Origin of the sequence: Microbacterium kyungheense, from assembly GCF_006783905.1 — a bacterium.
In the GTDB taxonomy this organism is placed as follows: domain Bacteria; phylum Actinomycetota; class Actinomycetes; order Actinomycetales; family Microbacteriaceae; genus Microbacterium; species Microbacterium kyungheense.
In genome coordinates this window covers 232,420-258,520 of record NZ_VFPE01000005.1, presented here as the reverse complement: position 1 = coordinate 258,520, position 26,101 = coordinate 232,420, and the positions used below count along the sequence as shown (strand labels likewise).

Genomic DNA, 26,101 nt, shown 5'->3' with positions numbered 1-26,101 from the left:
CACACGGGTCCGCGTGAACGGATCCGCGTGAACGGACCCGCGTGAACGGATCCAAGTGGATGGATGCCGCGGGCCGGGCCGGTGCCGGCTCGGCGGCGGCATCCACTTCGCGCACAATCGGATCCGCGTGAGCGGACCGCCGAGGCGACACGCCGGTCGACAGGCGCGGGTGGCGGCGTGTTGCCACACCGGTCCGCGTGAACGGATCCGCGTGAACAGTTCGGAGCGTTCGGATGCGGCCGGCCGCTCGCGGCGGCACCGGGTGCCGGGGCGGGGCATCCGGCGCGTGACGCGTCCGTCGCGGTGCCGCCTGCCAAACTGAGCGCGGAGGTCGTATGGCCGAGAAGACGTCGCTGTGGTCGCGCTTCCTCGCGCGCGCGCGCGAGACGTCGTGGGCGATCGACGCCAACGACGGCATCATCGCGACAGCCGGCCTGCTGCAGGGTTTCGCCGGCGCCGGGGCGGGCGACCGGCTGCTGCTGTTCACCTCGATCGCGGCGATGCTCGCCGGCGGGCTCAGCGCCGGCGGAGCGAAATGGGCCGAGGTGGCCGCCGAACGCGAGGGCGAGCTCGAACTCGCCGCCGAGGAGCAGGCCGAGATCGAGCGCGACCCCGAGGGCGAACTCGCGGAGCTCGCCGCGCACTGGGAGTCCCGCGGGCTCACGCCCGAGCTCGCGCACGAGGTGGCGCAGCAGCTCATGGCGCGCGACGCGCTGTCGGCGCAACTGGACGCCGAGCACGGCATCGAAGAGATCATCCACCCGTCGGCGCCGTGGTGGGAGGGCCTGGAGACCGCCGCCGCGTTCATGATCGGCGCGGCGATCCCGGTGCTCATCACGTTCCTCGCACCGGTGGCGATCGAGACCTGGGCGATCATCGTGGCGGTGGTCGTGTCACTGGTGCTGACGTCCCTCGTCGCCGCGGGGGTGGGGCGCCTGTCGGCCATGCGGATGCTGATCCGCAGCCTCGCCGTCGGCCTCGGCACGATGGGTGTCAGCTACCTCGCGGGCGTGCTGTTCTTCTGAGGCCGGGCGGGCGGGCGTTCAGACGCTCAGCCACACCGCGTCGGCCGCCGCCACCGGCAGCGACACCTCGGCCTCGCCGATGCGCAGGGATGCGGCATCCACCACCGTCACCGACGCCCCGACGGCAACGCCCGCCGACTCGACCGCGCGCAGGAGCACGGGGTCGCGGTCGCTCACGCGCAGCACTCGGCCGACGTGACCTGCCGGCGCCTGGGCGAGCAGCACGAAGGGCTCGCGGTGGACCTGGCCGGCGGCATCCGGGATCGCATCGCCGTGCGGATCGAACCGGGGCCGGCCGAGTCGCTCGTCGATGCCCTCGAGCAGACGGTCGCTGATCGAATGCTCGAGCACCTCGGCCTCGTCGTGCACCTCGTCCCACGAGTACCCGAACTCCCGCACGAGCCACGTCTCGATGAGCCGGTGCCGCCGGATGATCGCGGCGGCGCGGCGCTCGCCTTCTTCGCTCAGCGACACCGGACCGTACGGACGGTGGGTGACGAGGCCCTGCGCGGCGAGCTTCTGCACCATCTCGGTCACGCTCGACGGCGCGAGGCCCAGTTCGGCGGCCAGCTGCGACGGCGTGATGCGCTCGTCCTGCCACTCGGTGTGGTGGTAGATCGTCTTGAGGTAGTCATCGACCGCGGCTGAGGGCACCGCCCCAGGGTACCCGCGCGCCCTCGGCCGGTGATGCCTGGGCGCCCGACCACGATCACCGGCGAGGAGCAGCCGAGCGAGGGCTGACGCGTTTCGGGATGCCGCGACGCCACGGTCGCGGCATCCCGGCACGTCAGCCCGTGAGGACCAGATACAGCAGGACTCCGTTGAGCGCGATGAGGAAGACGGATGCCGCCACCCCCGCGACCGTCGTCCAGACGCGATTGCGGAACCCGCCGAGCACGTCGCGGTTCGCCGTGAGCGCGACCAGCGGCACCAGGGCGAACGGGATGCCGAACGACAGCACCACCTGGCTGAGCACCAGGGCGAGGGTGGGGTCGAACCCGAGCGCCAGGATGACGAGCGCCGGGATCAGTGTCACCAGGCGCCGCGCGAGCAGCGGCACGCGCAGGTGCAGCAGGCCGTGCATGATCTCGGCGCCCGCGTAGGCGCCGACCGACGTGCTCGCCAGGCCGCTCGCGAGCAGTCCGACGGCGAACAGCGTCGCGACGAGCGGTCCCAGCCCCGCGTACAGCGCGGCGTACGCGCCCTCCAACGAATCGGTCCCCGGCACGCCCGCGAGGTTCGCCGCGGCGAGCAGCAGGATGCAGAGGTTCACCGTGCCGGCGATGAGCATCGCGATCGTCACATCCCACTTCGTCGCGCGCAGCAGGCGGGCGGTCGGGATGCCGCGCAGCCGGTCGAGCGTCCGGTCGGGCGTGCCGCGGTCGCTGAGCGGGTGCGGAGCGGATGGGTCGGGCTCGCCGACTTCGCGGAATCGTGCGGAGCTCGCAGAATCCGGCCGGATCGCTGCGGACTTCGCGTGATTCTGCGAAGTCTGTGCGCCGGGCGCGGGGGCGAAGCGGTCGCGCGCGAGCGCGCTGTGCGCGTAGATCGCATGCGGCATGATCGTCGCGCCGAGGATCGACGCCGCCAGGAGCACCGAGTCGGTGCCCTCGAAGCGGGGGACGAGGCCACTGACCACGCCGGCCGCGTCGGGAGGGGCGACCACGACGCCGAACGAGAAGCCGAGCGCGATGATCGCGAGCAGCCCGATCACGACGAACTCGAAGGTGCGCGGACCGCGCCGCGACTGGATCAGCAGCAGCGCGATCGAGACCGCACCCGTGATCGCGCCGCCCCACACCAGCGGCACGCCGAACAGCAGATTGAGTGCGACGGCACCGCCGATCACCTCGGCGATGTCGGTCGCCATCGCGACGAGCTCCGCCTGCAGCCAGTACGCGCGGCGGGCCCACGGATTGCGGATGCGGGCGCCGAGGGTCTCGGGCAGGCTCCGGCCCGTCACGATGCCGAGCTTCGCCGACAGGTACTGGATGAGCCACGCCATGACGTTGCCGAGCACCACGACCCACACCAGCAGGTAGCCGTAGCGGGCGCCTGCCGTCATGTTGCTGGCGACGTTGCCGGGGTCGAGGTACGCGACGCCGGCGACGAGGGCGGGGCCGATGAGCCACGCGGCCCGCGGCGTGCTCGGACTGCGTCGCGCCAGGGTGGTGGCATCCCGAACCGTCGCTGTTTTCGGCATACCGAAAACGTACCCTGTTTTCGGCATGCCGAAAAGATGGGTGCGCAGGATCGGATCCGCGTGAGCGGACGGCGGCGCGACACGCCGCACAGCGGGCGTCGACCTGCGGCGTGTCGCTCGGCGGGTCCGCGTGAGCGGATCCGATCGCGCGGCCGACGACGGCGACGAGGACGACGGGATGCTGCGGGCGAGCGCGCGCGGGCTAGCCTGGGCCGGTGACCCCACCCGAGCAGCCGTCGCACGCCGAACCCGCGGAGCCCGTGCTGCCGGTGGGCGTCGGGCCGTGGCCGGGCGGACGCGAGGAGTGGCCGGACGACCCGCGGTACGACCCCGAGCTGCTCGCGGACGGCGATCGCCGCAACGTCGTCGACCGCTACCGCTACTGGACCATGGACGCGATCGTGGCCGACCTCGACGAGCGCCGCCACGGCTTCCACGTCGCGATCGAGAACTGGCAGCACGACATGAACATCGGCTCGATCGTACGCAGCGCCAACGCGTTCCTGGCCGCCGAGGTCCACATCATCGGCAAGCGCCGGTGGAACCGCCGCGGCGCCATGGTCACCGATCGCTACCAGCACGTGCGCCACCACGAGACCGTCGAGGCGTTCGCGGAGTGGGCGGCGGCGGCATCCCTCCCCATCATCGCGATCGACAACGTCGAGGGCTCCGTGGCGCTGCCCGCGGCGGACCTGCCCGAGGCGTGCGTGCTGCTGTTCGGGCAGGAGGGTCCGGGGCTCTCGCCCGACGCGCTCGCCGCGGCATCGGCCACCGTCGAGATCGAGCAGTACGGCTCGACGCGCTCCATCAACGCGAGCGCGGCGGCAGCCGTCGTGATGTACGAGTGGTGCCGACGCTGGGCGTGACCCGCGTCAGGCTCCGGCGGTCATCCAGGTCGACCCGCGCACGCGCCACCCGAGTGTGAGCAGCCGCGCCAGCATGTAGACACCGAAGAACGCCACGGCCAGCCACGCCAGTCCCGCGGCGCCGGTCGGATGCAGCACGGCGATCAGCACGAGCGCGGGCACGAACGGCACGAGGTTCAGCACCCCTACGATCGCGAGGTACTTGGCGTCGCCGGCGCCGATCAGCACCCCGTCGAGCACGAAGACCACCCCGCACACCGGCTGCGCGACCGCGAGCACGATGAGCGCGGGCTGCACGAGGGCGGCGATCGCGGCATCTCCCGTGAACAGGAGTCCGATCACGCCCGACAGCACGCCGATGATCAGGCCGGTGACGATGCCGAACCACGCCCCCCACGCGACCGTGCGGCCGAGCACGCGACGCACGGTGTGCGGGTCCTCGGCGCCGAGCCCCTTGCCGACGAGCGCCTGCGCGGCGATCGCGAGGGCGTCGAGGGCGAACGCCGCGGTCGAGAAGATCGTGAACGCGACCTGCCAGCCGGCGAGCTCGTCGGTGCCGAGACCGGTGGCCACGCCCACCGTCGCGAGCAGGGCGACGCGCAGCGACACGGTGCGCAGGAACAGCCATCCGCCCGATCGGGCAGACCCGCGCACGCCGTCGCGCTGGGGGCGGATGGATGCCTCGTGCCGGCGTGCGAGCCGGCCCACGACCACCACGTACGCGGCGACCATGCCCCATTGCGCCACGACCGTGCCGAACGCCGACCCCGCGATGCCCCAGCCGAAGCCGTAGATGAACAGCCAGTTGAGGAGCGCATTGGCGCCGAAGCCGAGGCCCGCGATCCACAGCGGGGTGACCGTGTCCTGCAGGCCGCGGAGCAGCCCGGTCGCGGCGAACACGACGAGCATCGCGGGCAGGCCCCACATCGAGATGCCGAGGTAGATCTCGGCCTGCTCGGCGACGGCCGCCGGCGCGCCGAACAGCGTCACGAGGAACGGCGTCGCGAGGTACCCGGCCACCGCGAGCACGGCGCCGAGCCCCAGGGCGAGCCACATGCCGTCGATGCCGACCGACACCGCGCGCGACGAGTCGCCGGCGCCGAACCGGCGCGCCACGGCGGGCGTCGTCGAGTACGCGAGGAACACCATGAGCCCGACGATGGTCTGCAGCACCGCCGAGGCGATCCCGAGGCCGGCGAGCGGCACGACGCCCAGGTGACCGACGAGCGCCGAGTCGACGATCAGGAAGAGCGGCTCGGCGATCAGCGCACCCAGTGCCGGCACGGCGAGCCGCAGGATGTCGCGGTTCAGGGTGTCGCGGGCGCTCGTCACCCCACGAGCCTAGAGCGGGCCGCCGACGCCGGGACGCGGCATCCACTCGTCCCTCGCGTCCTCAACGCTCGCGTCCTCAACGGAGGGGCCGAGCCGGCATGCGGGCCGATGACGCGGATCTGGTCCGCAGCTCGGCAGGCGTCCTCGGATGAGGAACGGCCTGACGGGGGACGGGCCATAACGACCCCGCTACGGTGTCGGCCCGCGGCTTCCCGTCCTCGGCCGGGCGGCTAACCTGGAACGCATGACCGACGCCCCCCGCTCCGGTCTCGCGCTCGAGGAACTCAGCGCCGAGATCCGCCCTCAGGATGATCTGTTCCGCCACGTCAACGGCTCGTGGATCGAACGGACCGAGATCCCCGAAGACAAGGCGCGCTGGGGTTCGTTCCACCTGATCGCCGAGCAGGCCGAGAAGGACGTGCACGCGATCGTCGAAGAGTCGCAGCAGGCCGAGCCGGGCACAGAGGCGCGCAAGATCGGCGACCTCTACACGAGCTTCATGGACACCGAGCGCATCGAGGAGCGCGGTGCCGCGCCGCTGGCCGACACGCTCGCGCGCGTCGAGGCCGTCGCCGACATCCCCGGGTTCCTCCGCACGATCGGCGAGTTCGAGCGCGACGGCGTCGCCGCGCTCATCCACCTGTACATCGAGCCCGACCCGGGCAACCCGCAGCGCTACGTGCCGTTCTTCCTTCAGGGCGGCCTGTCGCTCCCGGACGAGAGCTACTACCGGCTCGAGAACTTCCAAGAGACGCGCATCGCGTTCCGCTCGCACGTGCACCGCATACTGGAGCTGGCCGGAGTCGCCGAGGCCGAGGCATCCGCCGATCGCATCGTGGCGCTGGAGACGGAGCTCGCCACCCACCACTGGGACAACGTCGCCAGCCGGGATGCCGTCAAGACCTACAACCTGAAGACCTGGGACGAGGTGCAGGCCCTCGTCGGCGTCGACCTCACGCCGTGGCGCGAGGGTGCCGCGGCCGAGCACGCGGACGCGTTCGCCGAGATCAACGTCTACCAGCCGAGCTTCTTCGAGGGCCTCGGTGCTCTGCTGGTCGAGGACCGCCTGGAGGACTGGAAGGCCTGGCTGCGGTTCGCGGTCGTCCACTCGGCCGCCCCGTTCCTGTCGGAGGAGTTCGTCGCCGAGAACTTCGGCTTCTACGGCACGCAGCTCACCGGCGTCCCCGTCAACCGCGAGCGGTGGAAGCGCGGCGTCAGCCTCGCCGAGGCCGCCATGGGCGAGGCCATCGGCCGCGTCTACGTCGAGCGCCACTTCCCGCCGGCGGCGAAGGTGGCGATGGACGAGCTCGTCGGCAACCTCATCGAGGCGTACCGCCAGTCGATCGCCGACCTGGAGTGGATGAGCCCCGAGACCCGCGAGCGCGCGCTCGCGAAGCTCGACGCCTTCACCCCGAAGATCGGCTACCCGACGACGTGGAAGGACTACTCCACGCTCGAGATCGACGCCGAGGACGTCGTCGGCAACGTCCGTCGCGCGCACGTGTGGGAGCACGACCGCCAGCTCGCCAAGGTCGGTCAGCCGATCGACCGCGACGAGTGGTTCATGACCCCCCAGACCGTCAACGCGTACTACAACCCGCTGATGAACGAGATCGTGTTCCCCGCGGCCATCCTGCAGTACCCGTTCTTCGACGCCGAGCGCGACGCGGCCGCCAACTACGGCGGCATCGGCGCGGTCATCGGGCACGAGATCGGCCACGGCTTCGACGACCAGGGCAGCCGCTTCGACGGCGACGGGTCGCTGCGCGACTGGTGGACCGACGACGACCGCGCCGCGTTCGAGGAGCGCACGAAGAGCCTCATCGCGCAGTACGACGCGCTCGTGCCGCAGGGACTCGCCGACGAGCACCACGTCAACGGCGCGCTGACGATCGGTGAGAACATCGGCGACCTCGGCGGCCTGGGCATCGCGATCCGCGCGTACGCCCTGTCGCTCGGCACCGACGAAGAGGGCGTGCCGACCGCGGCGCCCGAGATCGACGGGTTCACCGGCATCCAGCGCCTTCTGCTCAGCTGGGGGCAGATCTGGCAGCAGAAGGGCCGTGACGCCGAGACCATCCGCCTGCTGACGATCGACCCGCACTCGCCCAACGAGTTCCGGTGCAACCAGATCGTCCGCAACATCGGCGCGTTCTACGACGCGTTCGGTGTCACCGAGTCGGACGCACTCTGGCTCGACGAGGATCAGCGCGTCACCATCTGGTGACCGCCGACCCCCTGCCCCCGACGCCGCGCCACGGCCGGCGTCGCCACCGAATCACACCGAGATCTGGGGAAGGACGCTCCGTGGGCATGGAGCCCCGAAAGGATGCCGAGTCGCTGCGGGGGGCGCGACGGAGCACCGGAAAACGACTGCCGAAGCGGGCGGCCGTCGGCCGTCGTTCGTTCGCGTCGACGCTGAAGGCGCTCGACGACCTCGCCGCGTCCGGCGCGAAGATCTCGGTGCGCATCACCGACCTCGACCGGGGCACGTCGGTGCTCTCGGGCGACGACTTCGTGACGCTGCCGGTCGCCGGGCTCGGGGTCGTGCCGCTGCTGATCGAGGTGGCGGCGGCGTTCGAGTCCGGACGCCTGGAACCGCTCGAGATCATCGACCGCGCGCACTACGAGGCAGTCGGCGTGGGGGGCGTGTGGCAGCACCTCAAGGCGCCGGCCCTGCCGCTCGTCGACCTCGCCGTGCTCACCGCGTCTACCGGCGATGCGATGGCGGCCAACGCGCTCCTGGCCCGGGTGGGCCTGCCGGCCGTGCGCGCGAGGATCGAGCAGCTGGGGCTCTCGCGGTCCGCGCTGCTCGACCGCTTCCGCGACGAGCGCGGCCCCGACGACGCCCCGCACTTCGCGCTCGGGTCTGCGCGCGAGCTCGCCGAGGTGTTCGCCGCGCTGGTCAACTCGCAGGTCGTCTCGCCCGGCGTGAGCGCGCAGGTCGCCGAGTGGCTGAGCCTCAACCACGACCTGTCGCTCGTCGCGTCGGCGACGGGCCTCGACCCGTTCTCGCACGAGAACGACGAGCACGGGCTGCTCTTCATCAACAAGACGGGTCGGGATGCCGGCATCCGCGTCGAGGCCGGCGTCCTGGCCGGTCCGCGCGCCGGCGTCTCGTACGCGCTCATCGTGTGCTTCGACGATCTGTCGATCTCGCACCGCCTGCGGGCGCACGAGGCCTTCCGGATCCTCGGCACCGATCTCATGGAGTACGTGTTCTGACGGCGTCCCGGCGCTGATCGGTCACCTGTGCGGGGTGGTCGGGGCGGCGTGTTCGGGCTTCCCTGCCGCATTCAACTCGTGTAGACACGGGAGGACGTGCGGCGCTGATGCCGCGCGAACAGACACAAAGAGGAGTCAGTCGTGTCCAATCGCACCGCCGTGATGCCGGAGCTGTCGAGGATCGAGATCGAAGACCGGCCGGTGCCGCAGCTCGCTGCGCGCCAGGCGCTCGTGCGCATCGAATCCGTGGGCGTGTGCGGCTCCGACACGACGTACTTCACCGTCGGCTACATCGGCGACTGGGTCGTCGACGGCCCGATCGTCCTCGGGCATGAGGTCGCGGGCACCGTCGTCGAGGTCGGCGCGGGAGTCACGCAGGTGAAGGTCGGCGACCGTGTCGCGGTGGAACCGGGCACCCCGTGCCGCGACTGCGACGACTGTCTCGCGGGCGACTACCACCTGTGCGCGGATCTCGTGTTCCTCGCGACGCCCCCTCACGACGGCGCGCTGACGCAGTTCATGGCGATGGATGAGCGCAATCTCTTCCCGATGCCCGAGAGCATGAGCTTCGACGAGGGCGCCATGCTCGAGCCGCTGTCGGTCGGCATCTGGGCGTGCCGTCGCGCCGGCATGCGGCCGGGGGATCGCGTGCTCGTGACCGGTGCCGGACCGGTCGGGGTGCTCGCCGCGCAGGTGGCACGGGCCTTCGGGGCGTCGAGCGTGCGCGTGGTCGACGTCTCGCCGTACCGCCTGGAGCTCGCCGCGTCGCTCGGATTCGAGGTCGAGCGGGCCGGGGGCGGCAGCCACGATCCGGAGTTCGACGTGCTGCTGGAGTGCTCGGGGGCGCCCACGGCGCTGGCGGACGGGCTCTGGCGCCTGCGCAACGGCGGGCGGGCGGCGATGGTCGGCATGCCCAAGCAGGCCGTCGAGCTGCCGCTGTCGCGACTGAACGTCCGCGAGCTCACGGTGTCGCTCGTGAACCGCTACGCGCACACGTGGCCGACGGCCATGGCCCTCGTCGCCTCGGGGCGAGTGGATGCCGCATCCATCGTCACCCATCACTTCCCGCTCGACGCCACCGTCGACGCGCTTCTGCTCGCCAGGACCGAGCCGAACTCGATGAAGGCCGTCATCCACCCGCAACGCTGATCCCCGCGGTGCGGCGCACCGTGTCCTGATTGTGATCAACTCGTGTTGATCAATCACTTGCGGCCGTCATTCAACTCGTGTTGACTGGCGGCCGTACTCAACGAGGAGGAGTGTTCGCAGTGGAACGAGTGGTACTTGATGTAGACCTCGCGATGGGGGCTCCCGGCAGCGACATCGACGACGGATTCGCGCTGGCGCTCGCGCTGGCCGACCCGGGCATCGCGCTCGAGCTCGTCACGACGGTGAACGGCAACACCGATGCCGACACCGCGACCGCGCTCACGCTGGAGCTGCTGCACCGCCTGGGCCGCCCCGACGTCCCCGTCGTGCGCGGCGCGACGCGTCCGCTGGTGCGACCCCAGGCGCGCCAGGGGTCGCTCCCGGAGGACGTGCCGGTCCGTGAGCCGCGCGAGGGCGTCGCCGCCGAGGCGATGGTCGAGATCGTGCGCGCGCACCCCGGCGAGATCACCCTCGTCGCCGTGGGCCCGCTCACCAACGTCGCGCTCGCGATGCGCCTGGACCCCGGCTTCGCCGGTGCGCTCAAGTCGCTCGTGATCATGGGCGGCGTCTTCGAAGGCCAGACCAACAACGCCGCGATGCCGGGCGAGTTCAACATCTGGTGCGATCCCGAGGCGGCCGCGGTCGTCCTGGACTCCGGCATCGCCGCCAAGTGGGTCGGACTCGACGTCACCCTCCAGGTGCGCGTCGAGCGTGCGCAGGCGCTCGAGATGGCGGCGAGCGACCGCCAGTTCACCGCCTTCGCGGGAGAGTACACGGCGGCATGGATCGACCACATCGCCGAGATCGACGAGCCGGGCATCACGTCGTGCGCGATGCACGATCCGCTCGCCGTGGCGGCGGTCACCCGCCCCGACCTGCTCACCTGGCGCGACGCCCACGTCGCCGTCAGCCAGGCCGACCTCACCCGCGGCGTGATGGTCTGCGACTTCCGCTGCACCGGCAGCGGTCCCGACGGGACCCCGCGTCCCGCCCGTCCCAATGCCTCGGTCGCCGTCGCCGTCGACGTCGCCGGGTTCAACAACCATTTCCTGAAGAATCTGGAGGCCATCGCATGAACCGTGCCGCATTCGGCAAGACCCTCGCGCTCGGCGCCGCCGCAGCAGTGCTGCTGGCCGGCTGCGCCGCTGACTCCTCGTCCGCCGAGCCCTCCGGCGACTGGAGCATCCCCGACGAGGACCCGACCGCCAAGATCAACGTCGTCGGGATCATCGACCCCGTCGCCGACAACATGGCAGAGGTGATCGACGCCTTCGAGAAGGCGCACCCGAGCATCGACGTCAACTACCAGTACGTCCCGTTCGACGACCTCAACAGCGTGCTCGACACCCGCATCACCTCCAAGAGCGGCGACCCCGACGTCTTCTGGGTGGACCAGCCCCGCGTGCCCGCCCTGTCGGCGCGCGGATATCTCGAGGACCTCACCGAGCAGTTCTCGGACCGGCTGGACGGCCTCGTCCCGGCCACCGTCGAGTCCAGCTCGTACGACGGCAAGCTCTGGTCGGTGCCGATCGCCAACTCCACGCAGGTGCTGTTCTACAACAAGGACATCCTGGATGCCGCCGGCATCACGCCGCCCGGCTCCACCGGCGAGCGGGTGACGTGGCAGCAGCTCAAGGAGCTCGCCGCGCAGGCACAGGCCTCGGGCGGCGCCGACATCGGGCTGATGGTCGGACAGCCCGACCGCTACTACCAGCTCGAGCCGCTGCCGGTCTCGGCGGGCGGAGGCGTCGGCGTGACGGGAGACGACATGCTCACCCCCGACATCACCAATGACGGCTGGGTCGACGCCATGGCGTACTACGGCTCGCTGTTCAGCGACGGCGTGTCGCCCAAGGGCATCACGCCCGAGCAGACCGACGCCACGTTCCTCGCCGGCAAGACCGCGTTCTTCGTCGAGGGCAACTGGATGGTCCCGAAGATGCAGGACGCGACCTTCGCCTGGGGAGCGGCGCTGAACCCGGTGTGGGAGGGCGGCGACCCCGCCACGCCGACGGGCTCGTGGTCGCTCGGCATCAACCCGTTCTCGAAGAACAAGGAGGCGGCGGCGATCTTCATCGACTGGATGGCCATCGACGGTCAGGGCGGATACGGCGAGTACCGCGACTTCGCCGAGCTGCCTGCGAACATCAAGGGCCTCGAGTCGTACCTCGCCGGTCCCGCGTTCACGTCGTCCGAGGGCGGCAAGCAGTCGGCCGACGTCGTGAACGAGGAGTCCACGACCTCCGCGGTCGCACGGGCGTCCACCGTCGGCTACATCGAGTTCGAAGAGATCATCGGGCGCGCGTTCTCGGACATCGCGAACGGCGCCGACCCCGCGACCGCACTGGCCGCGGCAGAGACCGAGCTGAACGGCGCATGGAAGCAGTACAAGTGATCGAGGCGGTGGGGACCTCGGAGGGGGTCCCCACCCCGCCGCGCGGCGACGTCCGCCGCGCCGCCGCGCGGGAGGAGCGACCCGCCCGCGCCCGCCGCCGCCGGGTGGGACGGCTGTGGCTGATGGTCGCCGCCTTCCTGGCACCGGCGGTGGTGACCATCCTCCTCATCCGCATCATCCCGTTCGTCGGTGCAGTGATCTCGACCCTCCACGTCCGCGACGGCATCGGCCTGCTCGCCGAGGAGCGGTTCGCCGGGTTCCAGAACTACATCGAGCTGCTGTCCGACCCGCTCTTCCAGGCGACGCTCGGCCGCACGCTGCTGTTCAACGTCATCATCAACCCGCTGCAGATCGCGCTGGCGCTCGTCATCGCGGTGCTGCTGACCCGGCGTGTGCCGGCGCGGGGGCTGTGGCGCATGGCCGTCTTCATCCCGTGCACGATCCCGCTGGTGGGGTCGTCGATCGCGTGGGGCGTCGCCCTGCGCGCGGACGGGCCGATCAACGGCATCCTCCAGGCGCTGGGCCTTCCCGCTCAGCCGTTCCTGTCGTCTCCGACGCAGGCGCTCGCGAGCATCATGCTCGTCGCGTCGTGGGTGGGCATCGGGTACTGGATGATCTTCCTCATCGCCGGCATCAACGAGATCCCCGACGAGCTCTACGAGGCGGCATCCCTCGACGGCGCGGGGGCGTGGCGCAGCTTCTGGTCGGTGACGCTCCCGATGCTCAAGCGGCCGCTGCTGTTCGTGCTGGTCGCCGACACCGTCGCGAACTTCGTGCTGTTCGTCCCCATGCAGATGCTCACCGGGGGCGGCCCGCAGAACTCCACGACCATGCTCATGTTCGACGCCTACCGGCGCACCTACACGTACTCGCAGCCGAACCAGGGCGCGACGGCCACGGTCATCCTGACCGTCGTGATGCTCATCATCGTGTTCGTCCAGTTCCGGCTGCTGAAGGAGGATGCCCGATGACCGCGCAGACGGCGGGGAGGAGATCGCTGCGCGGTCGCGTCATCGCGCAGCGCTGGCTGCTGGGCGTGCTGGCGGCCCTGGTCGGCCTGCTGTTCGTGCTGCCGGCGATCTGGATGCTGCTCGGCTCGCTGCGACCCGGCAGCGACGTGATCGGCAGCGTCAGTCCGCTCAGCTGGAACACCCTCGTCCCGGACGTGTGGACCCTCGACAACTACGCGTCGCTGTTCGGGCCCCTGCGGTTCGGCCAGGCGCTCATGAACTCGCTGATCGTGGGCTTCGCGAGCGTCGCGCTGGGGCTGGCGATCTCGATCCCCGCCGCCTACGCGCTGAGCGTGTTCCGGTTCCCCGGCAGGGAGCTCGTGTTCGCCGTCCTGGTCGTCGGGTTCATGATCCCCTTCGAGGCGATCGCGATCCCGCTCGCGCAGATCTTCACGCAATGGCATCTCGACAACACGTACATCGGCCTGATCCTGCCGGGCATCGGCAACGGTCTGGCGATCTTCAACCTGCGGCAGTTCTTCCTCGGCATCCCGCCCGAGCTGCACGAGGCATCCCGCGTCGACGGCGCGTCGGAGTTCCGCACGATGACGCAGGTCTACCTGCCGCTGAGCGTGACACCCGTGATCAATTCCGCACTGCTCATCTTCCTGGCGCAGTGGAGCGCGTACCTGTGGCCGCTGCTCGTGGTCTCGGACGACAACATCCAGGTGGCGGCGATCGCGCTGTCGCGGACGTTCTCTGACACGAGCTTCAACTTCGGGCAGATGTTCGGCGGCGCCCTCGTCATCTCGGTGATCCCGGCCGTGCTGCTGCTCGTGCTGCAGCGCTACTTCACCCAGTCCGTGGCGACGAAAGGCCTGAAATGACGGATGTCGTCGTCGTGGGGTCGGTCAACTACGACCTGGGGCTACGGGTGCAGCGGCTGCCGTGGGCGGGCGAGACGGTGCTGTCGTCCTCGCTCACGCGGCGCTCGGGCGGCAAGGGGGCCAACCAAGCCGTCGCGGTCAGGGAGGCCGGGGTGCCGTGTGCGATGGTGGGCGTCGTCGGCGCCGACGGGGCGGCGCTGGTCGCGCAGCTCGTGGCGGCCGGCGTCGACGTCACCCGCATCCGCGCCGACCCCGACGCCACCACCGGCACAGCGGTCATCATGATCGACGACGACGGGCAGAACTCGATCATCGTCTCTTCAGGGGCCAACGACGCGCTCACCGCAGCGGAGGTGCGTGAGGCGATCGTCGAGTCCGGTGCGCGCACCGTGCTGACCCAGGGGGAGTCGCCGGTCGAGGCGATCACCGCCGCCGCAGAGGCCGCGGAGTCGGCATCGCTGCGCTTCGTCCTCAACCTGGCGCCGGCGATCGACGTGCCGCGTCACGTCATCGCCGTCGCCGACCCCCTCGTGGTCAACGAGCTCGAAGCGGAAGAGACCGCGCTGGCACTCGGCGTCGGCAGCGACCGGCTCTCGGGCCCCGATCTCGCGGAGACGCTCGCCGAGGTGGCGCGATCGGTTGTGATTACACTGGGCGCGGGCGGGGCCGTCTGGGCCGCGCGCGGAGAGGGCGGTCGGGCGCATGCGCAACGGGTCGAAGTCGTCGACACGACCGGTGCCGGCGACGCGTTCGTGGGTGCCATGGTCGCGCGGCTGACGCGCGGAGACGACCTCGCGGCGGCCGTCGGCAGCGGCGTGTCTGCCGGGACGCGGACCGTGCAGTTCGCCGGCGCCCGCGCCGCGGAGGCGCGATGACGTCGGTGCGGCGGTCCGACGTCGCGCAGGCCGCCGGGGTGTCGCCGGCGGTGGTGAGCTACGTGCTCAACGGGGGACCTCGTCCGGTGTCGGCGGACGCGCGTCGCCGCGTGGAAGCCGCGATCGCCGAGCTCGGCTACCGCCCGAACAAGATCGCCCAAGCGCTTCGCGGCACGCGGACGCACTCGATCGCGATGCTCATGCCGGACCACCTGAACCCTCACTTCGCCGAGCTCGCGCAGGCGATGGAGGATGAGGCGCAGCGGCGCGGCTACGTGCTGATCATCGGCACCGCCGCCAATGACGTCGAGCGCGAGCAGAGCTACCTGCGCTCGTTCCTGGACCGGCAGGTCGACGGTGTCGTGCTGATCAGCGCGTCCGCCGCCCCGGACGTGCACGAGATCGAGGCCGCCGGCATCCCGCTCGTGCTTCTCGACCGCGCCGCCGTCGGGGCGACGCACTCGAGCGTGGTGACCGACAACCGCGCCGCCGCCGCGCTGGGTGTGCGGCACCTGCAGGAGCACGGCCGCACCCGGCTGCGGTTCCTCTCGGGTCCCGCTGAGCTCGAGCCCGTGCGCGAGCGCGACCAGGGGTGGCGCGAGACGACCGGCGACGACAGCGACGCCCGCATCTGGCGCAGCGCCTTCTCGCGTGAGGCGGGCTACCGTGCGGTGCAGTCCGCGATCGCCGCGTCGGGGGTCGACTTCGACGGCCTGTTCACCGCCAGCGACGCCCAGGCCATCGGCGCCCTGAGCGCGTTGCGCGAAGCCGGGGCGGACGTGCCGGACGACGTCGCGGTGGTGTCGCTCGACGGCTCCGAGGCGGGGCGCTACACGGTTCCGCCGCTGACCTCGGTCGTGCAGGACGTGCACCGTCTCGCGGCCGAGGCCGTCGAGATCCTGGTGGCTCGCGCCGACGCTTCGGTCCCCGTCCACCTCGTCCTGGAGCCGTCGCTGCGCCGGCTGCAGTCGTGCGGGTGCGGACTCGCGGACCACGCGGGCTGACGGGCGGAAGGGATGCCGCGACCGCCGGCATCCGGGGAGGCGAATGTGATGGCGACATACATCTACGATGCGGTCCGCACGCCGTTCGGTCGCGCGGGCGGCGCGCTGTCGGGCATCCGTCCCGACGACCTCGCCGCCGTCGTGATGGCGGCGACGGTCGAGCGCACCGGGCTCGACGCGGCGCGGATCGACGACGTGATCTTCGGCGACGCCAACCAGGCCGGCGAGGACAACCGCAACGTCGCCCGGATGGGCGCGCTGCTGGCGGGCTTTCCGACCTCGGTTCCCGGCGTCACCGTCAACAGGCTGTGCGCGTCCTCGGTCGAGGCGGTGATCCAGGCGTCGCGCGCGATCGACGCGGGCGACGCCGACATCGTGCTGGCGGGCGGGGTCGAGTCGATGAGCCGGGCGCCGTTCGTCGTCGAGAAGTCGCCCCGCGCATGGCCGAGCGTCGGCAACCAGACACTGTGGAACACCTCCATCGGCTGGCGAATGACCAACCCGCGGCTGCCGAAGCACTGGACGATCTCGAACGGCGAGTCGGCCGAGCAGGTCGCGCGTGCGCAGGGCATCTCGCGCGAGGCGCAGGACGCCTTCGCCGTGCGGTCGCATCGCCTCGCGGCCGCGGCGTGGGCCGCCGGCGTCTACGACGGCGAGATCGTGCAGGTGCCGGGGGCCGAGCTCGCCCGCGACGAGGGCATCCGTGACGACACGTCCGTACAGAAGCTCGCGGCCCTGCGTCCGCTGTTCGCCTCGGACGAGAACGGCACCGTCACCGCCGGCAACTCCTCGCCGATCAACGACGGCGCGTCGGCGGTGCTGCTCGGCCGCGAGGGCGCGCTCCCGGCTGAGCCCCTCGCCCGGATCACGGCCCGCGCCGCGCACGGCGTCGATCCGGACGAGTTCCCGCTGGCGCCGATCGAGGCCGCGAACAAGGCGCTCGCGCGGGCGGGCCGCACGTGGGCCGATGTGGACCTCGTCGAGCTGAACGAGGCGTTCGCGTCGCAGTCGCTGGCCGACATCCGAGGGTGGTCCGAGCTCGACCCCGAGCGCGTGAACATCCACGGCGGGGCGCTCGCGATCGGCCACCCGCTCGGTGCATCGGGCGGGCGCATCATCGGCCACGCCGCGCACGAGCTCGCCCGCCGCGGCGGCGGGGTGGCGGTCGCCGCGATCTGCATCGGCGTCGGGCAGGGCCTCGCCGTCGTGCTCGAGCGCTGAGCTCGGCCCTCACCCCGCTGCCTGCCGGGCCCCGCGGCGGCTGACCCGTCAGAAGATGATCGTGTGGTTTCCGTGGCGCAGCACCCGGTCCTGCGCGTGCCACAGCACCGCACGCGAGAGCACCTGGCGCTCGACATCGGCGCCGCGACGGGCGAGCTCCGCCGCCGAGTCGGCGTGGGTGACGCGGACGGTGTCCTGCTCGATGATCGGGCCCTCGTCGAGGTCGTCCGTGACGTAGTGCGAGGTCGCGCCGATGAGCTTGACGCCCCGCTCCTTCGCCTTCTTGTACGGCTCGGCGCCGATGAAGGCCGGCAGGAACGAGTGGTGGATGTTGATCACCGGCACGCCCAGCTCCGCCAGGAAGTCGCCGGAGAGGATCTGCATGTAGCGGGCGAGCACGACGAAGTCGACGTTGCCCTTGAGCAGCTCGAGGATCTTCGCCTCGGAGGCCGACTTGTCGGGCCCCGGCACACCCGGCACGTGGAAGAAGGGGACGCCGAACGAGCGCACGTCCTCGGCGGACGTGGTGTGGTTCGAGATCACCATCGGGATCGTCACGGGCAGGTCGCCGCGGCGGTGGCGCCACAGCAGGTCGAGCAGGCAGTGGTCCTGCTTCGACGACAGGATCGCCATGCGCTTGGGCACCGACTGGTCGGTCAGCGACCACTCCAGCTCGAAGCCGGCGAGCGTCTGCGCGATCTCGCTCTCGATGAGCGGGCGGTCTGCGGCGAAGCCCGGCCGGTGGAACACGACCCGCTGGAAGTACGCCCCGCCGGTCGGGTCGTCGGAGTACTGGTCGAACGCGACGATGTTTCCGCCGATGCGGGTGATCATCGCCGACACCGCGGCCACGATCCCCGGCTGGTCACTGCCGTGGACGATGAGGCAGACGTGATCGGGCTTGAGCTGTTCGGCCATTGTTCGATTCTGCCCTGTCGTGGCGCGAAGCAGAGACGGATGCCGTCACGCCGGAGGTGCGGCCGCCATGAGATCGTCGTTGCGGGCGAGGGCCAGGAACCGGGCCACGGAGTCGCGACTGCGGGTGAGGCACGCCAGCCGCTCGTCGAGTGCGGCGAGTTCCGCGGTGAGCATCTCGCCGAGTTCGCGCGAGCATGGCGGGGGTGTGCCGTCGGCGCACGAGAGCTCCACGTCGAGCACCACCTTCGCCAGTCGCGTCGTGAGCCCCGACTGGACGAGCCCCCGGGCGCGTGTCGCACGCTCGACGTCGGCCTCGGCGTAGGCGCGGTAGCCGTTGGCGGAGCGCTCGGAGGTGAGCAGGCCCTGGTCCTCGTAGTACCGCAGCATGCGTGTCGGAATCCCGGTGCGCTCCGACAGTTCGCCGATCTTCATGCCGTCTCCGCTCGTGTGTCGTCCCGTTTCGCCCGAAAGCTTGACATTGACATCAGTGTCAAAGTTTAGCCTCGCTGCATGACCACGTCCACGACCCCGGTGACCGTCCCCTCACCCGTCCGTGCCCGCCTCCCGCTCGGTGCGCTGCTGCTCCTCTCGCTCGGAGTGTTCGTGACGGTGACGGCCGAGTCGCTCCCCGCCGGGCTCATGCCCGAGATGGCGGCGGAACTGGGCGTAGACCCCCTGCGGATCGGCATGCTGGTCTCGGTGTGGGCGATCGTCGTGATCGCCACGAGCCTGCCGCTCACCCGTGCGACGCGGCGCATCGACCGGCGCATCGTGGTGGCGGCCTCTCTCGCCGTGTTCGCCGTGGCCAACGTGGCCACGGCGTTCGCGCCGAGCTACGAGTTCGCGTTCGGCACGCGCGTGATCGCCGCGATCGCGCACGGCGTGTTCTGGGCGATCGTCATCGTCTACGCGTCCTCGCTGCTGACCGGATCACAGCTCGGCCGGGGCCTCGCGCTCGTGACCGGTGGCGGCACGGCGGCCACCGTGCTGGGCCTGCCGGCGGCGACCGCGCTCGCCCAGCTCACGAACTGGCGCGTCTCGTTCGCAGTGATGGGCGTCGGGATGATGCTGCTCGCCGCCATCGTGCTCCGGCGGCTGCCGCGCTCGATCGTGGTGCCCGTCGCCCGGGACGCCCGCGAGCCGCTGCGGCACGATCGCTCGATTCCGGCTCTGCTGGCCTTCGGGCTCTCGGGTTTGCTGATCGGGCTCGCGCAATTCCTCTCCTTCGTCTACATCCGTCCGTACCTGGCCGAGTCCGCCGGCGTGCCCGACGCGTGGGCGAGCGTGCTGCTGTTCGTGTTCGGTGCTGCGGGCATGGCGGGGGTCGCGGTGGCCGGCGCGCTCGCCGACCGGTTCCCGCGCTCCGCGCTCCCGGCCACGCTCGTCCTGTTCGCGCTGGCGTTCGCGGCGCTGGCCGTGTTCCCGGGGCAGCCGGCGATCGTGATCGCGGGCCTGGCAGTGTGGGGTGCGGCGACGGGCGCCGTCTTCCCGCTCATCCAGACGGCGCTGATGCGGGGGGCCTCCGATCGCCTGCGCGACCTCGCCAGCGCCGCGATCATCGTCCTGTTCAACGTGGGGATCGCTGTGGGCTCGTGGGCGGGCGGCCAGCTGAGCGCCGCGTTCGGGCCGAGCGCGAACCCGGCCGTCTCGGGAGCCGCGGTGCTGCTGGCGGCGGTGCTCGCCGCGGTCGGTGCGGTCCTCTCCTCGCGCCGCGCGTGAGGCGCCGGTTCCGGCGTCCGATGGGGAATCCGCCCCATGGGGTGTCGATCCCGCGCGCTGTTACGCTCCGGATGCACGAAACGTGCCGGTGAGAGGGAGTCCATGGCGTTCTACGGTGCCGATGTCGATGAGCTGCGCGCGTTCGCCCGGCAGCTGGCCGCCGGAGCGGATTCGCTCGAGGACGCGCGGCGGGCACTGCAGTCGACGGTCACGGGCGCCCGCTGGACGGGCCCGGACGGAGACAAGCTGCGCGGGCAGTGGTCGAGCGAGCTCTCGCCCATCCTCACCAACGCCGCCACGACGCTGCGTCGCGCTTCGGACCGCGTGAAGGCGAACGCCGAAGACCAGCAGGCCACGAGCGCCGTGAACGGCGGCGGTGCGGGCGGCGCTGGCGGCGGAGCATCCGGAGGCCCGGGAGGCTCCAGCGGGGGAGCGGGCGCCTCGGCCGCTCCCGACGGCGAGACGGCCCCGGACGAGTCGGGTCTCAGCGCGAACGCCAAGGGATCGCACGAGACCTCGGCCGACAACGGCACCGTCGGCTCGCCGGCGACCCACGGCACCGACGCGAAGGTCGGCGGCGGCGTCTCGTACGACCCGGACAGCGGCGAGACCACGTATTCCGGCGACGGCTCGCTGTCGGAGTGGGTCAACGGGCCGAAGGGCTCCAAGGTGACCTTCGGCGTCACGGGCGGCGCCGAGTACACGACCGGTCAGAAGTCCGAGGACGGGTTCACGACCTACACCTCGAAGTCCGACGTCTCCATCGGCGTCGAAGGCGGCATCGAGAAGGGCGGCACCGGGGTCAGCGGCGGCTACAGCACCGGCGTCACCGCGGAGTACCAGGTCAAGGTGCCCGACGCCGCGGGGGACGTCGACCCGGGATCGATCAACCCGTTCGACCCGAACAGCATCCCGGTGGGCGGCTCGGTCAAGATGGACGGCGGCGACTACACGAAGACCGAGCTGAATGCCGCGTACCACCACATCGCCCTGGAGTCCTCGGTCAAGGACTCCAGCGGCGTCAGCAGCCTCGTCGAGCGCGTCGACGAGAACACCGTGCGCGTGACGTCCGGTCCGACCGACGCCATCGCGAACACCGCGGGTCTCGGCGTCGACGTCGAGGGCATCAAGGCGATGGTCAGCAACACCACCTCGCTGTCGGGCCAGTCCCTGCAGACCGCCGACTTCGACCTCTCCACGCCCGAGGGGCAGGCGGCCTACAACCACTACCTCGTCACGGGCGAGATCCCGAAGGATGCCGCGACCGGCGTCTCGGGGCTCACGAAGATCGAGCGGCTCGACTACGACTCCGCCACCAAGGCCGAGCTCAGCACGCCGTTCGGCGGGTTCGAGAAGGAGCTCGGGCAGAACACGGGGTCGAAGGTCATGACGACGTACCCGGACGGCAGCTCCGACGTGCTGCTCACGGCGACGTACGGCGACCGCGGCGACTTCCAGATGTCGCAGTCGATCGACGCGTCGGGCACCGAGGACATGTCGGCGCGGACCTACTCGTACGACGTCAAGCCCGACGACATCGGCGCCCAGATGCTCAACAGCAGCAAGTTCTACCCGCAGAGCATCGTTCCGGGAACGGTCGGCGCCGGCGACGACGTCACGCTGACGTTCACGCAGGCCCAGATGGATCAGTACGCCGCCAAGCTCAACGCGGCCGACCCCCTCGACGTGCCGATGGACCTGCGGCCGCCCATCAGCGGCGAGTGGACCGGCTTCAGCCTCGCCGCCTACCTCGCCGGCAGCCCGATCTCGGGCCGCGACGCCATCAGCGGCATCAGCAACATCCACATGCTCCCCTGACGGGAGAGTGTTCGTGGATGCCGCGGCCGCGGCATCCACTGATCCTCAGCGCACGCCGCGCATGAGCTTGAGCACCGGCTTGACCGACGCGAGGAGCGCGAGGCCGAGGACGATCGCGATGCCGCCGAGGATCGTGAAGTACGGGACCTCGTCCTTGGGGTTGTAGAACTGCGCGAGCCAGCCGGCGATCGCGGTGCCGAGCGCGATCGACAGGAAGTACAGCGCCACCATCTGCGTGTGGAAGCGCTCGGGGGCGAGCTTGGTCGTCACCGACAGCCCCGGGGGCGAGATGAACAGCTCGGCCACCGTGAACACGAAGAGGATCAGCACGATCGCCAGCAGCGGCGTCGAGTTCGGCGCGCCGTTCGCCCACGGCAGGAACAGCAGGAACGCGACGCCCATGATCATCGCGCCGAGCGAGAACTTCACCGGCGCGGACGGGGCGCGATCCCCGAGCTTGGTCCAGATGACGGCGAACACGCCCGACAGGATGATCACGAAGACGGGGTTGATCGAGTTGACCCACGGGATCGGCATCTCCCAGCCGAAGATCATGCGGTTCAGGCGCTCGTCGGAGTAGATCGTCAGCACCGTGAACTGCTGCTGGTACAGCGACCAGAAGCCCACGTTGACGATGAACAGCGGGATGAAGCCGATGACCCGCGAACGCGCGTCGCCGCTGATCTGGCGCGACCCGATGATGACCGCGAAGTAGGCGATCGCGGCGGCCAGGGTGACGAGGATCACGACGCCCGCGAGGTTGTCGGCGCGGATGACACCCGTGAGGACCAGCAGCACCAGGACGACGATCCCCGCGGCGGCGATGCCGATCATGAGACCGCGACGGTTCGCGGGGAGCGGGTTGGCGACGACGCGGGACGCCGCGGGCAGCTGCTTGCGGCCGAACGAGTACTGGATCAGTCCGAGCGCCATGCCGACCGCCGCTGCGCCGAAGCCCCAGTGGAAGCCGAGGCTGCTCTGCAGTGCGCCGGTCACGATCGGACCGAGGAACGCGCCGAGGTTGATGCCGAGATAGAACAGCGAGAAGCCGGCGTCGCGGCGGGCGTCCTTCGGCGAGTACAGCGTGCCCACCACCGCCGTCGCGTTGGCCTTGAGCCCGCCCGAGCCGACCGCCACCAGGATCAGTCCGACGCCGAGGCCCCAGACGTTCGGCAGCAGCGCCAGCGCGATGTGCCCCGCCATGATGACCCACGCGCTGAAGAACAGCACGCGCTCCGAGCCGAGGAGGCGGTCGGCCACCCACGCGCCGAGGATCGTCGACAGATAGACGGTGCCGCCGTACGCTCCGACGATGCCGGTGGCGGTGGCCTTCTCGATGCCGAGGCCGCCCTCGGCGACCGTGTAGTACATGTAGATGAGCAGGATGCCCTGCATGCCGTAGAAGCTGAACCGCTCCCACATCTCGACGCCGAAGATGTGCGCGAGCGCCCAGGGCTGGCCGAAGAAGCGGGTGTCGTGGTCCGACCCGTCGTCCGGAGCCGTCGTTCCGGCGGCATCTGTTCCGCTCGCCGAGGCCACCGTGCCGGTCCGTGTCGCGTCGGCGGCCGCGCGCGCTCCGTCGGGGGGACCTACCGGGACCTGCTCGGGCTCGCCCTTGCGGCGTCGCGTGCGGTCGTCGTCCTGAAACCCCTGATCACGCCCGTCCATGCGTTCGCTCCCGTCGCCCCCCGGATGAGGTCAGGGTAGCGACGACCCGCACGCGCGCGATAGCCCCCGCGCCGCGCCGGCTCCGGCGCGGGTGCGGACGGTACGGTGCGGGAGTGCGCATCGGGATCATCGGGGGAGGGGCGGCCGGCCTCGCCACGGCGTGGCTGCTGGAGCAGGATCACGACGTGACGGTGTTCGAGAAGGACGATCGCTTCGGCGGGCACACGCACACCATCGACGTCGAGGTGGACGGGCAGGCGCTGAGCATCGACGCCGGCTTCCAGTTCTTCGCGCGCAGCACCGCATACGCGACGTTCAACCGGCTGCTCGATGCGCTGGAGGTGCCGCGGACCGAGTACCCCGCCACGCTCACGGTCGCGCGCAACGACGGCACGCGGCCCGTCGCGATGCCGCCGCTGCGCGGGTGGCGGCCGGTGTGGGCCTCGCTCACGCCGCGCGCGATCGTCGACCTGCTGCGCTTCCGGTCCTTCCTGTCGGGGATCCCCGCCTTCCTCGCGGAGCACGACACCACGATGACGATCTCGGAGTACGTGCAGCGGCGCCGTCTGCCGAAGGGGTTCGTCGACCGGTTCCTCTTCCCCCTGCTGCTCGCGTTCTGGTGCGTCGACCTGGAGGAGTTCCGCGGGTTCGCGGCCTACAACGCGCTCTACTACCTGGGCGCCAACCTGCCGAAGGGCATCACCCCGCCGGCGCAGAGCGAGATCCCCGGCGGACTGCGCGTCTACGTCGACGCGCTGGTCGCGTCGCTGCAGCGGGCGAGCCTCCACGCGGGCATGCCCGTCGAAGCCGTCACGCGGGACGTCGACGGCTCGCTGGCCGTCACGTCGGCCGGCGTGCGGCATCCCTTCGACCACGTCGTGCTCGCGTGCGACGCGAGCACGGCGCACCTCCTGCTCGCGGGGGTGCCCGAGACCGCCGACATGCGGACGCAGCTCGCCCGCTTCGGCTACTTCGACACGACGATCGCCATCCACGGCGACCCGCGGCTCATGCCGCGCGACCGGGCGGCGTGGTCGGTTGTGAACGTGCGGACCGACGGGGCGCACAGCCAGCTGTCGATCTGGAATCCGGCGCGCGGCATCCCCGTGTTCAAGAGCTGGGTGACCTATGACGACGAGCTGCCGCAGCCGCTGTACGCGACCGCCGCGTATCGGCACGGGCTGATCGACACGACGTACTTCGACGCGCAGCGGCGGCTGCGTCCGCTGCAGGGAGCGCACGGCGTGTCGCTCGCCGGCCTCTACACCGCCGACGCCGACTCGCACGAGAGCGCGATCCTCTCGGCGGTCGCCGTCGCCGAACGCCTCGCGCCCGGCTCGGCCCGGCTGGCCGCGCTGAAGCCCGCGACCGGGTGAGGGTCACTCCCGGAGTGAGGGATGCCGCTCCTCCGGCGCATGCCGGCGCGGGATGAACAGCGCCACGACGAACGCCACCACCGCCGCCACCCCGCCGAGCAGGAACGACGCCTGGAACGCGGCCGGACCGGGCACCGGCGTGCCCTCGAAGTCGATCGCGTACGACGCGAGCACAGCACCCACGACGGCGGCCGCGGTGCTCGTGCCGAGCGAGCGGAACAGGGCGTTGAGACCGTTCGAGGCGCCCGTCTCGGACTGCGGCACCGAGCGCATGATGAGCATCGGCATCGCTGCGTAGCCGAAGCCGATGCCGAAGCCGATGCCGATGTTCGCGAGCAGGATCTGCCACACCTCGCTCGCGAACAGGAGGGTGAACGCGTACGTGATCACGAGGGCGATCGCGCCGAGGACGAGCAGCAGCTTGGGGCCGACGGTGCGGGCGAGCTGTCCCGAGAACGGCGAGAGCACCATCATCACGAGTCCCGCCGGCATCACCACGAGGCTGGCGGCCACGAGCGAGAGCCCGAATCCCCCCGCGCCGGCCGGCAGCTCGAGGAGCTGCGGGTACACGACGTTCGAGGCGAACAGCGAGAAGCCGAAGGCGATCGACGCGAGGTTCGTCAGCAGCACCGGCCGCCGGGCCGCGACGCGCAGGTCGAGCAGCGGATCGGCGATGCGCAGCTCGTACCAGCCCCACACCAGCAGCACCGCGATGCCGCCCACGCCGCAGGCGAGCACCGCGGGCGACGCCCAGCCCCATTCGTTGCCACGCGAGACGGCGAGCAGCACGCCGATGAGGCCGATCGCCAGACCCGCCGTGCCGAGGTAGTCGAAGCGACCGCCGGTGCGCAGCGCGCTCACCGGGACGATCCACAGCACGAGCGCGAACACGATCACGCCCAGCGCCGCGGCCACCCAGAACAGGACGTGCCAGTCGCTGCGCTCGGTGATGAGCGCGCTGATCGGCAGGCCGAGCGCGCCGCCCACCCCGAGCGTGGCGCTGATGAGGGCGATGGCCGCATCGACGCGGTCCTCGTGCAGCACGTCGCGCAGGATCGAGATCCCGAGCGGGATCACCCCGGTCACCGCTCCCTGCAGCGTGCGGCCGACGATCACGCCGACGATGCCGGGGGATGCCGCGGCGATGACGGACCCCGCCACCATGACCGCCAGCAGCACGAGCACGATGCGCCGCTTGCCGTACATGTCGCCGAGCCGGCCGGCGATCGGCGTCATGACGGCCGCGGCCAAGAGGGTCGAGGTGACGACCCAGGCGGTGTCCTCGCGGCTGGCGTTCAGCAGCTCGGGGAGCTTGGACTGGATGGGCACGACGAGGGTGAACATGAACGACGACGCGAGGCCCGCGATCGCCAGGACCGCCACGATGGCGCCCTGGCGGGGCATCCGGGTGAGTCTTCTTCTCTCGTCTTCGTCACCCGCGCCCATCCCTTCAGGCTATCGGCGCCCGCG

Annotated in this window: 22 protein-coding genes; 15 read left to right on the top strand and 7 right to left on the bottom strand. The window is 71.1% G+C overall.

The genetic code is table 11. The features are described 5' to 3' along the window. Positions 1 to 335 precede the first annotated feature (335 nt). Positions 336 to 1,025: a VIT1/CCC1 transporter family protein gene (locus FB391_RS15985; protein WP_141895999.1), complete on the top strand. Its 690-nt coding sequence runs from the start codon at positions 336 to 338 to the stop codon at positions 1,023 to 1,025. 18 nt (positions 1,026 to 1,043) lie between these two features. Here the strand turns inward: FB391_RS15985 and FB391_RS15980 are convergent, their stop codons facing one another. Beyond that, positions 1,044 to 1,679 (bottom strand): metal-dependent transcriptional regulator, encoded by a 636-nt coding sequence (locus FB391_RS15980; RefSeq protein WP_141895998.1) that lies wholly within the window; start codon positions 1,677 to 1,679, stop codon positions 1,044 to 1,046. Between the two features lie 133 nt (positions 1,680 to 1,812). Beyond that, the gene (locus tag FB391_RS15975; protein ID WP_141895997.1) at positions 1,813 to 3,228 is read right to left on the bottom strand and encodes an Nramp family divalent metal transporter; all 1,416 of its coding nucleotides are present in this window, start codon (positions 3,226 to 3,228) and stop codon (positions 1,813 to 1,815) included. 215 nt (positions 3,229 to 3,443) lie between these two features. On the opposite strand from FB391_RS15975, the gene FB391_RS15970 reads away from it, so the two are divergent. After that, complete coding sequence (locus FB391_RS15970) at positions 3,444 to 4,094, top strand: TrmH family RNA methyltransferase (protein ID WP_141895996.1); 651 nt, start codon at positions 3,444 to 3,446, stop codon at positions 4,092 to 4,094. Positions 4,095 to 4,100: 6 nt separating this feature from the next. Here the strand turns inward: FB391_RS15970 and FB391_RS15965 are convergent, their stop codons facing one another. Further along, positions 4,101 to 5,426 (bottom strand): MATE family efflux transporter, encoded by a 1,326-nt coding sequence (locus FB391_RS15965; protein ID WP_141895995.1) that lies wholly within the window; start codon positions 5,424 to 5,426, stop codon positions 4,101 to 4,103. Between the two features lie 244 nt (positions 5,427 to 5,670). Here FB391_RS15965 and FB391_RS15960 point away from each other — a divergent pair, with 244 nt between their 5' ends. From FB391_RS15960 to FB391_RS15915, 10 genes are all read left to right on the top strand, one after another. Continuing rightward, entirely contained in the window at positions 5,671 to 7,653 is a 1,983-nt protein-coding gene (locus FB391_RS15960; protein ID WP_141895994.1) for a M13 family metallopeptidase, read from the top strand. Between the two features lie 86 nt (positions 7,654 to 7,739). Beyond that, the gene (locus tag FB391_RS15955; RefSeq protein WP_141895993.1) at positions 7,740 to 8,651 is read left to right on the top strand and encodes a serine hydrolase; all 912 of its coding nucleotides are present in this window, start codon (positions 7,740 to 7,742) and stop codon (positions 8,649 to 8,651) included. 141 nt (positions 8,652 to 8,792) lie between these two features. Beyond that, positions 8,793 to 9,800, top strand: a complete 1,008-nt coding sequence (locus tag FB391_RS15950) for an NAD(P)-dependent alcohol dehydrogenase (RefSeq protein WP_246093566.1) — start codon at positions 8,793 to 8,795, stop codon at positions 9,798 to 9,800. Between the two features lie 77 nt (positions 9,801 to 9,877). Then, positions 9,878 to 10,876 (top strand): nucleoside hydrolase, encoded by a 999-nt coding sequence (locus FB391_RS15945; RefSeq protein WP_342778208.1) that lies wholly within the window; start codon positions 9,878 to 9,880, stop codon positions 10,874 to 10,876. Next, positions 10,873 to 12,195: an ABC transporter substrate-binding protein gene (locus FB391_RS15940; protein WP_141895991.1), complete on the top strand. Its 1,323-nt coding sequence runs from the start codon at positions 10,873 to 10,875 to the stop codon at positions 12,193 to 12,195. Before FB391_RS15945 ends, FB391_RS15940 begins: the two co-directional genes overlap by 4 nt. Then, on the top strand, positions 12,177 to 13,166 hold the full coding sequence (locus tag FB391_RS15935) for a carbohydrate ABC transporter permease (RefSeq protein ID WP_246093565.1): 990 nt from the start codon (positions 12,177 to 12,179) through the stop codon (positions 13,164 to 13,166). Before FB391_RS15940 ends, FB391_RS15935 begins: the two co-directional genes overlap by 19 nt. Continuing rightward, on the top strand, positions 13,163 to 14,032 hold the full coding sequence (locus FB391_RS15930; protein WP_141895990.1) for a carbohydrate ABC transporter permease: 870 nt from the start codon (positions 13,163 to 13,165) through the stop codon (positions 14,030 to 14,032). Before FB391_RS15935 ends, FB391_RS15930 begins: the two co-directional genes overlap by 4 nt. Next, a complete protein-coding gene (locus tag FB391_RS15925; RefSeq protein WP_141895989.1) occupies positions 14,029 to 14,907 on the top strand; it encodes a ribokinase in 879 nt (292 codons plus the stop codon). The genes FB391_RS15930 and FB391_RS15925 overlap by 4 nt, the downstream gene beginning before the upstream one ends. Next, the gene (locus FB391_RS15920; RefSeq protein WP_141895988.1) at positions 14,904 to 15,911 is read left to right on the top strand and encodes a LacI family DNA-binding transcriptional regulator; all 1,008 of its coding nucleotides are present in this window, start codon (positions 14,904 to 14,906) and stop codon (positions 15,909 to 15,911) included. Before FB391_RS15925 ends, FB391_RS15920 begins: the two co-directional genes overlap by 4 nt. Positions 15,912 to 15,959: 48 nt before the next feature. After that, the gene (locus tag FB391_RS15915; protein WP_425462963.1) at positions 15,960 to 17,132 is read left to right on the top strand and encodes a thiolase family protein; all 1,173 of its coding nucleotides are present in this window, start codon (positions 15,960 to 15,962) and stop codon (positions 17,130 to 17,132) included. Between the two features lie 48 nt (positions 17,133 to 17,180). Here FB391_RS15915 and purU read toward each other — a convergent pair whose 3' ends face one another. Further along, positions 17,181 to 18,050: a formyltetrahydrofolate deformylase gene (purU, locus tag FB391_RS15910; RefSeq protein ID WP_141895986.1), complete on the bottom strand. Its 870-nt coding sequence runs from the start codon at positions 18,048 to 18,050 to the stop codon at positions 17,181 to 17,183. 45 nt (positions 18,051 to 18,095) lie between these two features. Continuing rightward, complete coding sequence (locus tag FB391_RS15905) at positions 18,096 to 18,482, bottom strand: MerR family transcriptional regulator (protein ID WP_141895985.1); 387 nt, start codon at positions 18,480 to 18,482, stop codon at positions 18,096 to 18,098. Positions 18,483 to 18,560: 78 nt separating this feature from the next. Between FB391_RS15905 and FB391_RS15900 the strand changes: the two genes are divergently transcribed. Continuing rightward, complete coding sequence (locus FB391_RS15900) at positions 18,561 to 19,769, top strand: MFS transporter (RefSeq protein WP_141895984.1); 1,209 nt, start codon at positions 18,561 to 18,563, stop codon at positions 19,767 to 19,769. 102 nt (positions 19,770 to 19,871) lie between these two features. Continuing rightward, entirely contained in the window at positions 19,872 to 21,587 is a 1,716-nt protein-coding gene (locus tag FB391_RS15895) for a WXG100 family type VII secretion target (protein WP_141895983.1), read from the top strand. Positions 21,588 to 21,632: 45 nt separating this feature from the next. On the opposite strand, the gene FB391_RS15890 is transcribed toward FB391_RS15895, so the two are convergent. Continuing rightward, positions 21,633 to 23,255, bottom strand: a complete 1,623-nt coding sequence (locus FB391_RS15890; RefSeq protein WP_281286444.1) for a peptide MFS transporter — start codon at positions 23,253 to 23,255, stop codon at positions 21,633 to 21,635. 113 nt (positions 23,256 to 23,368) lie between these two features. On the opposite strand from FB391_RS15890, the gene FB391_RS15885 reads away from it, so the two are divergent. Next, entirely contained in the window at positions 23,369 to 24,631 is a 1,263-nt protein-coding gene (locus FB391_RS15885) for an FAD-dependent oxidoreductase (protein WP_185843133.1), read from the top strand. Positions 24,632 to 24,634: 3 nt separating this feature from the next. On the opposite strand, the gene FB391_RS15880 is transcribed toward FB391_RS15885, so the two are convergent. Continuing rightward, positions 24,635 to 26,035 (bottom strand): MFS transporter, encoded by a 1,401-nt coding sequence (locus FB391_RS15880; RefSeq protein WP_141895981.1) that lies wholly within the window; start codon positions 26,033 to 26,035, stop codon positions 24,635 to 24,637. Between the last annotated feature and the right edge of the window lie 66 nt (positions 26,036 to 26,101).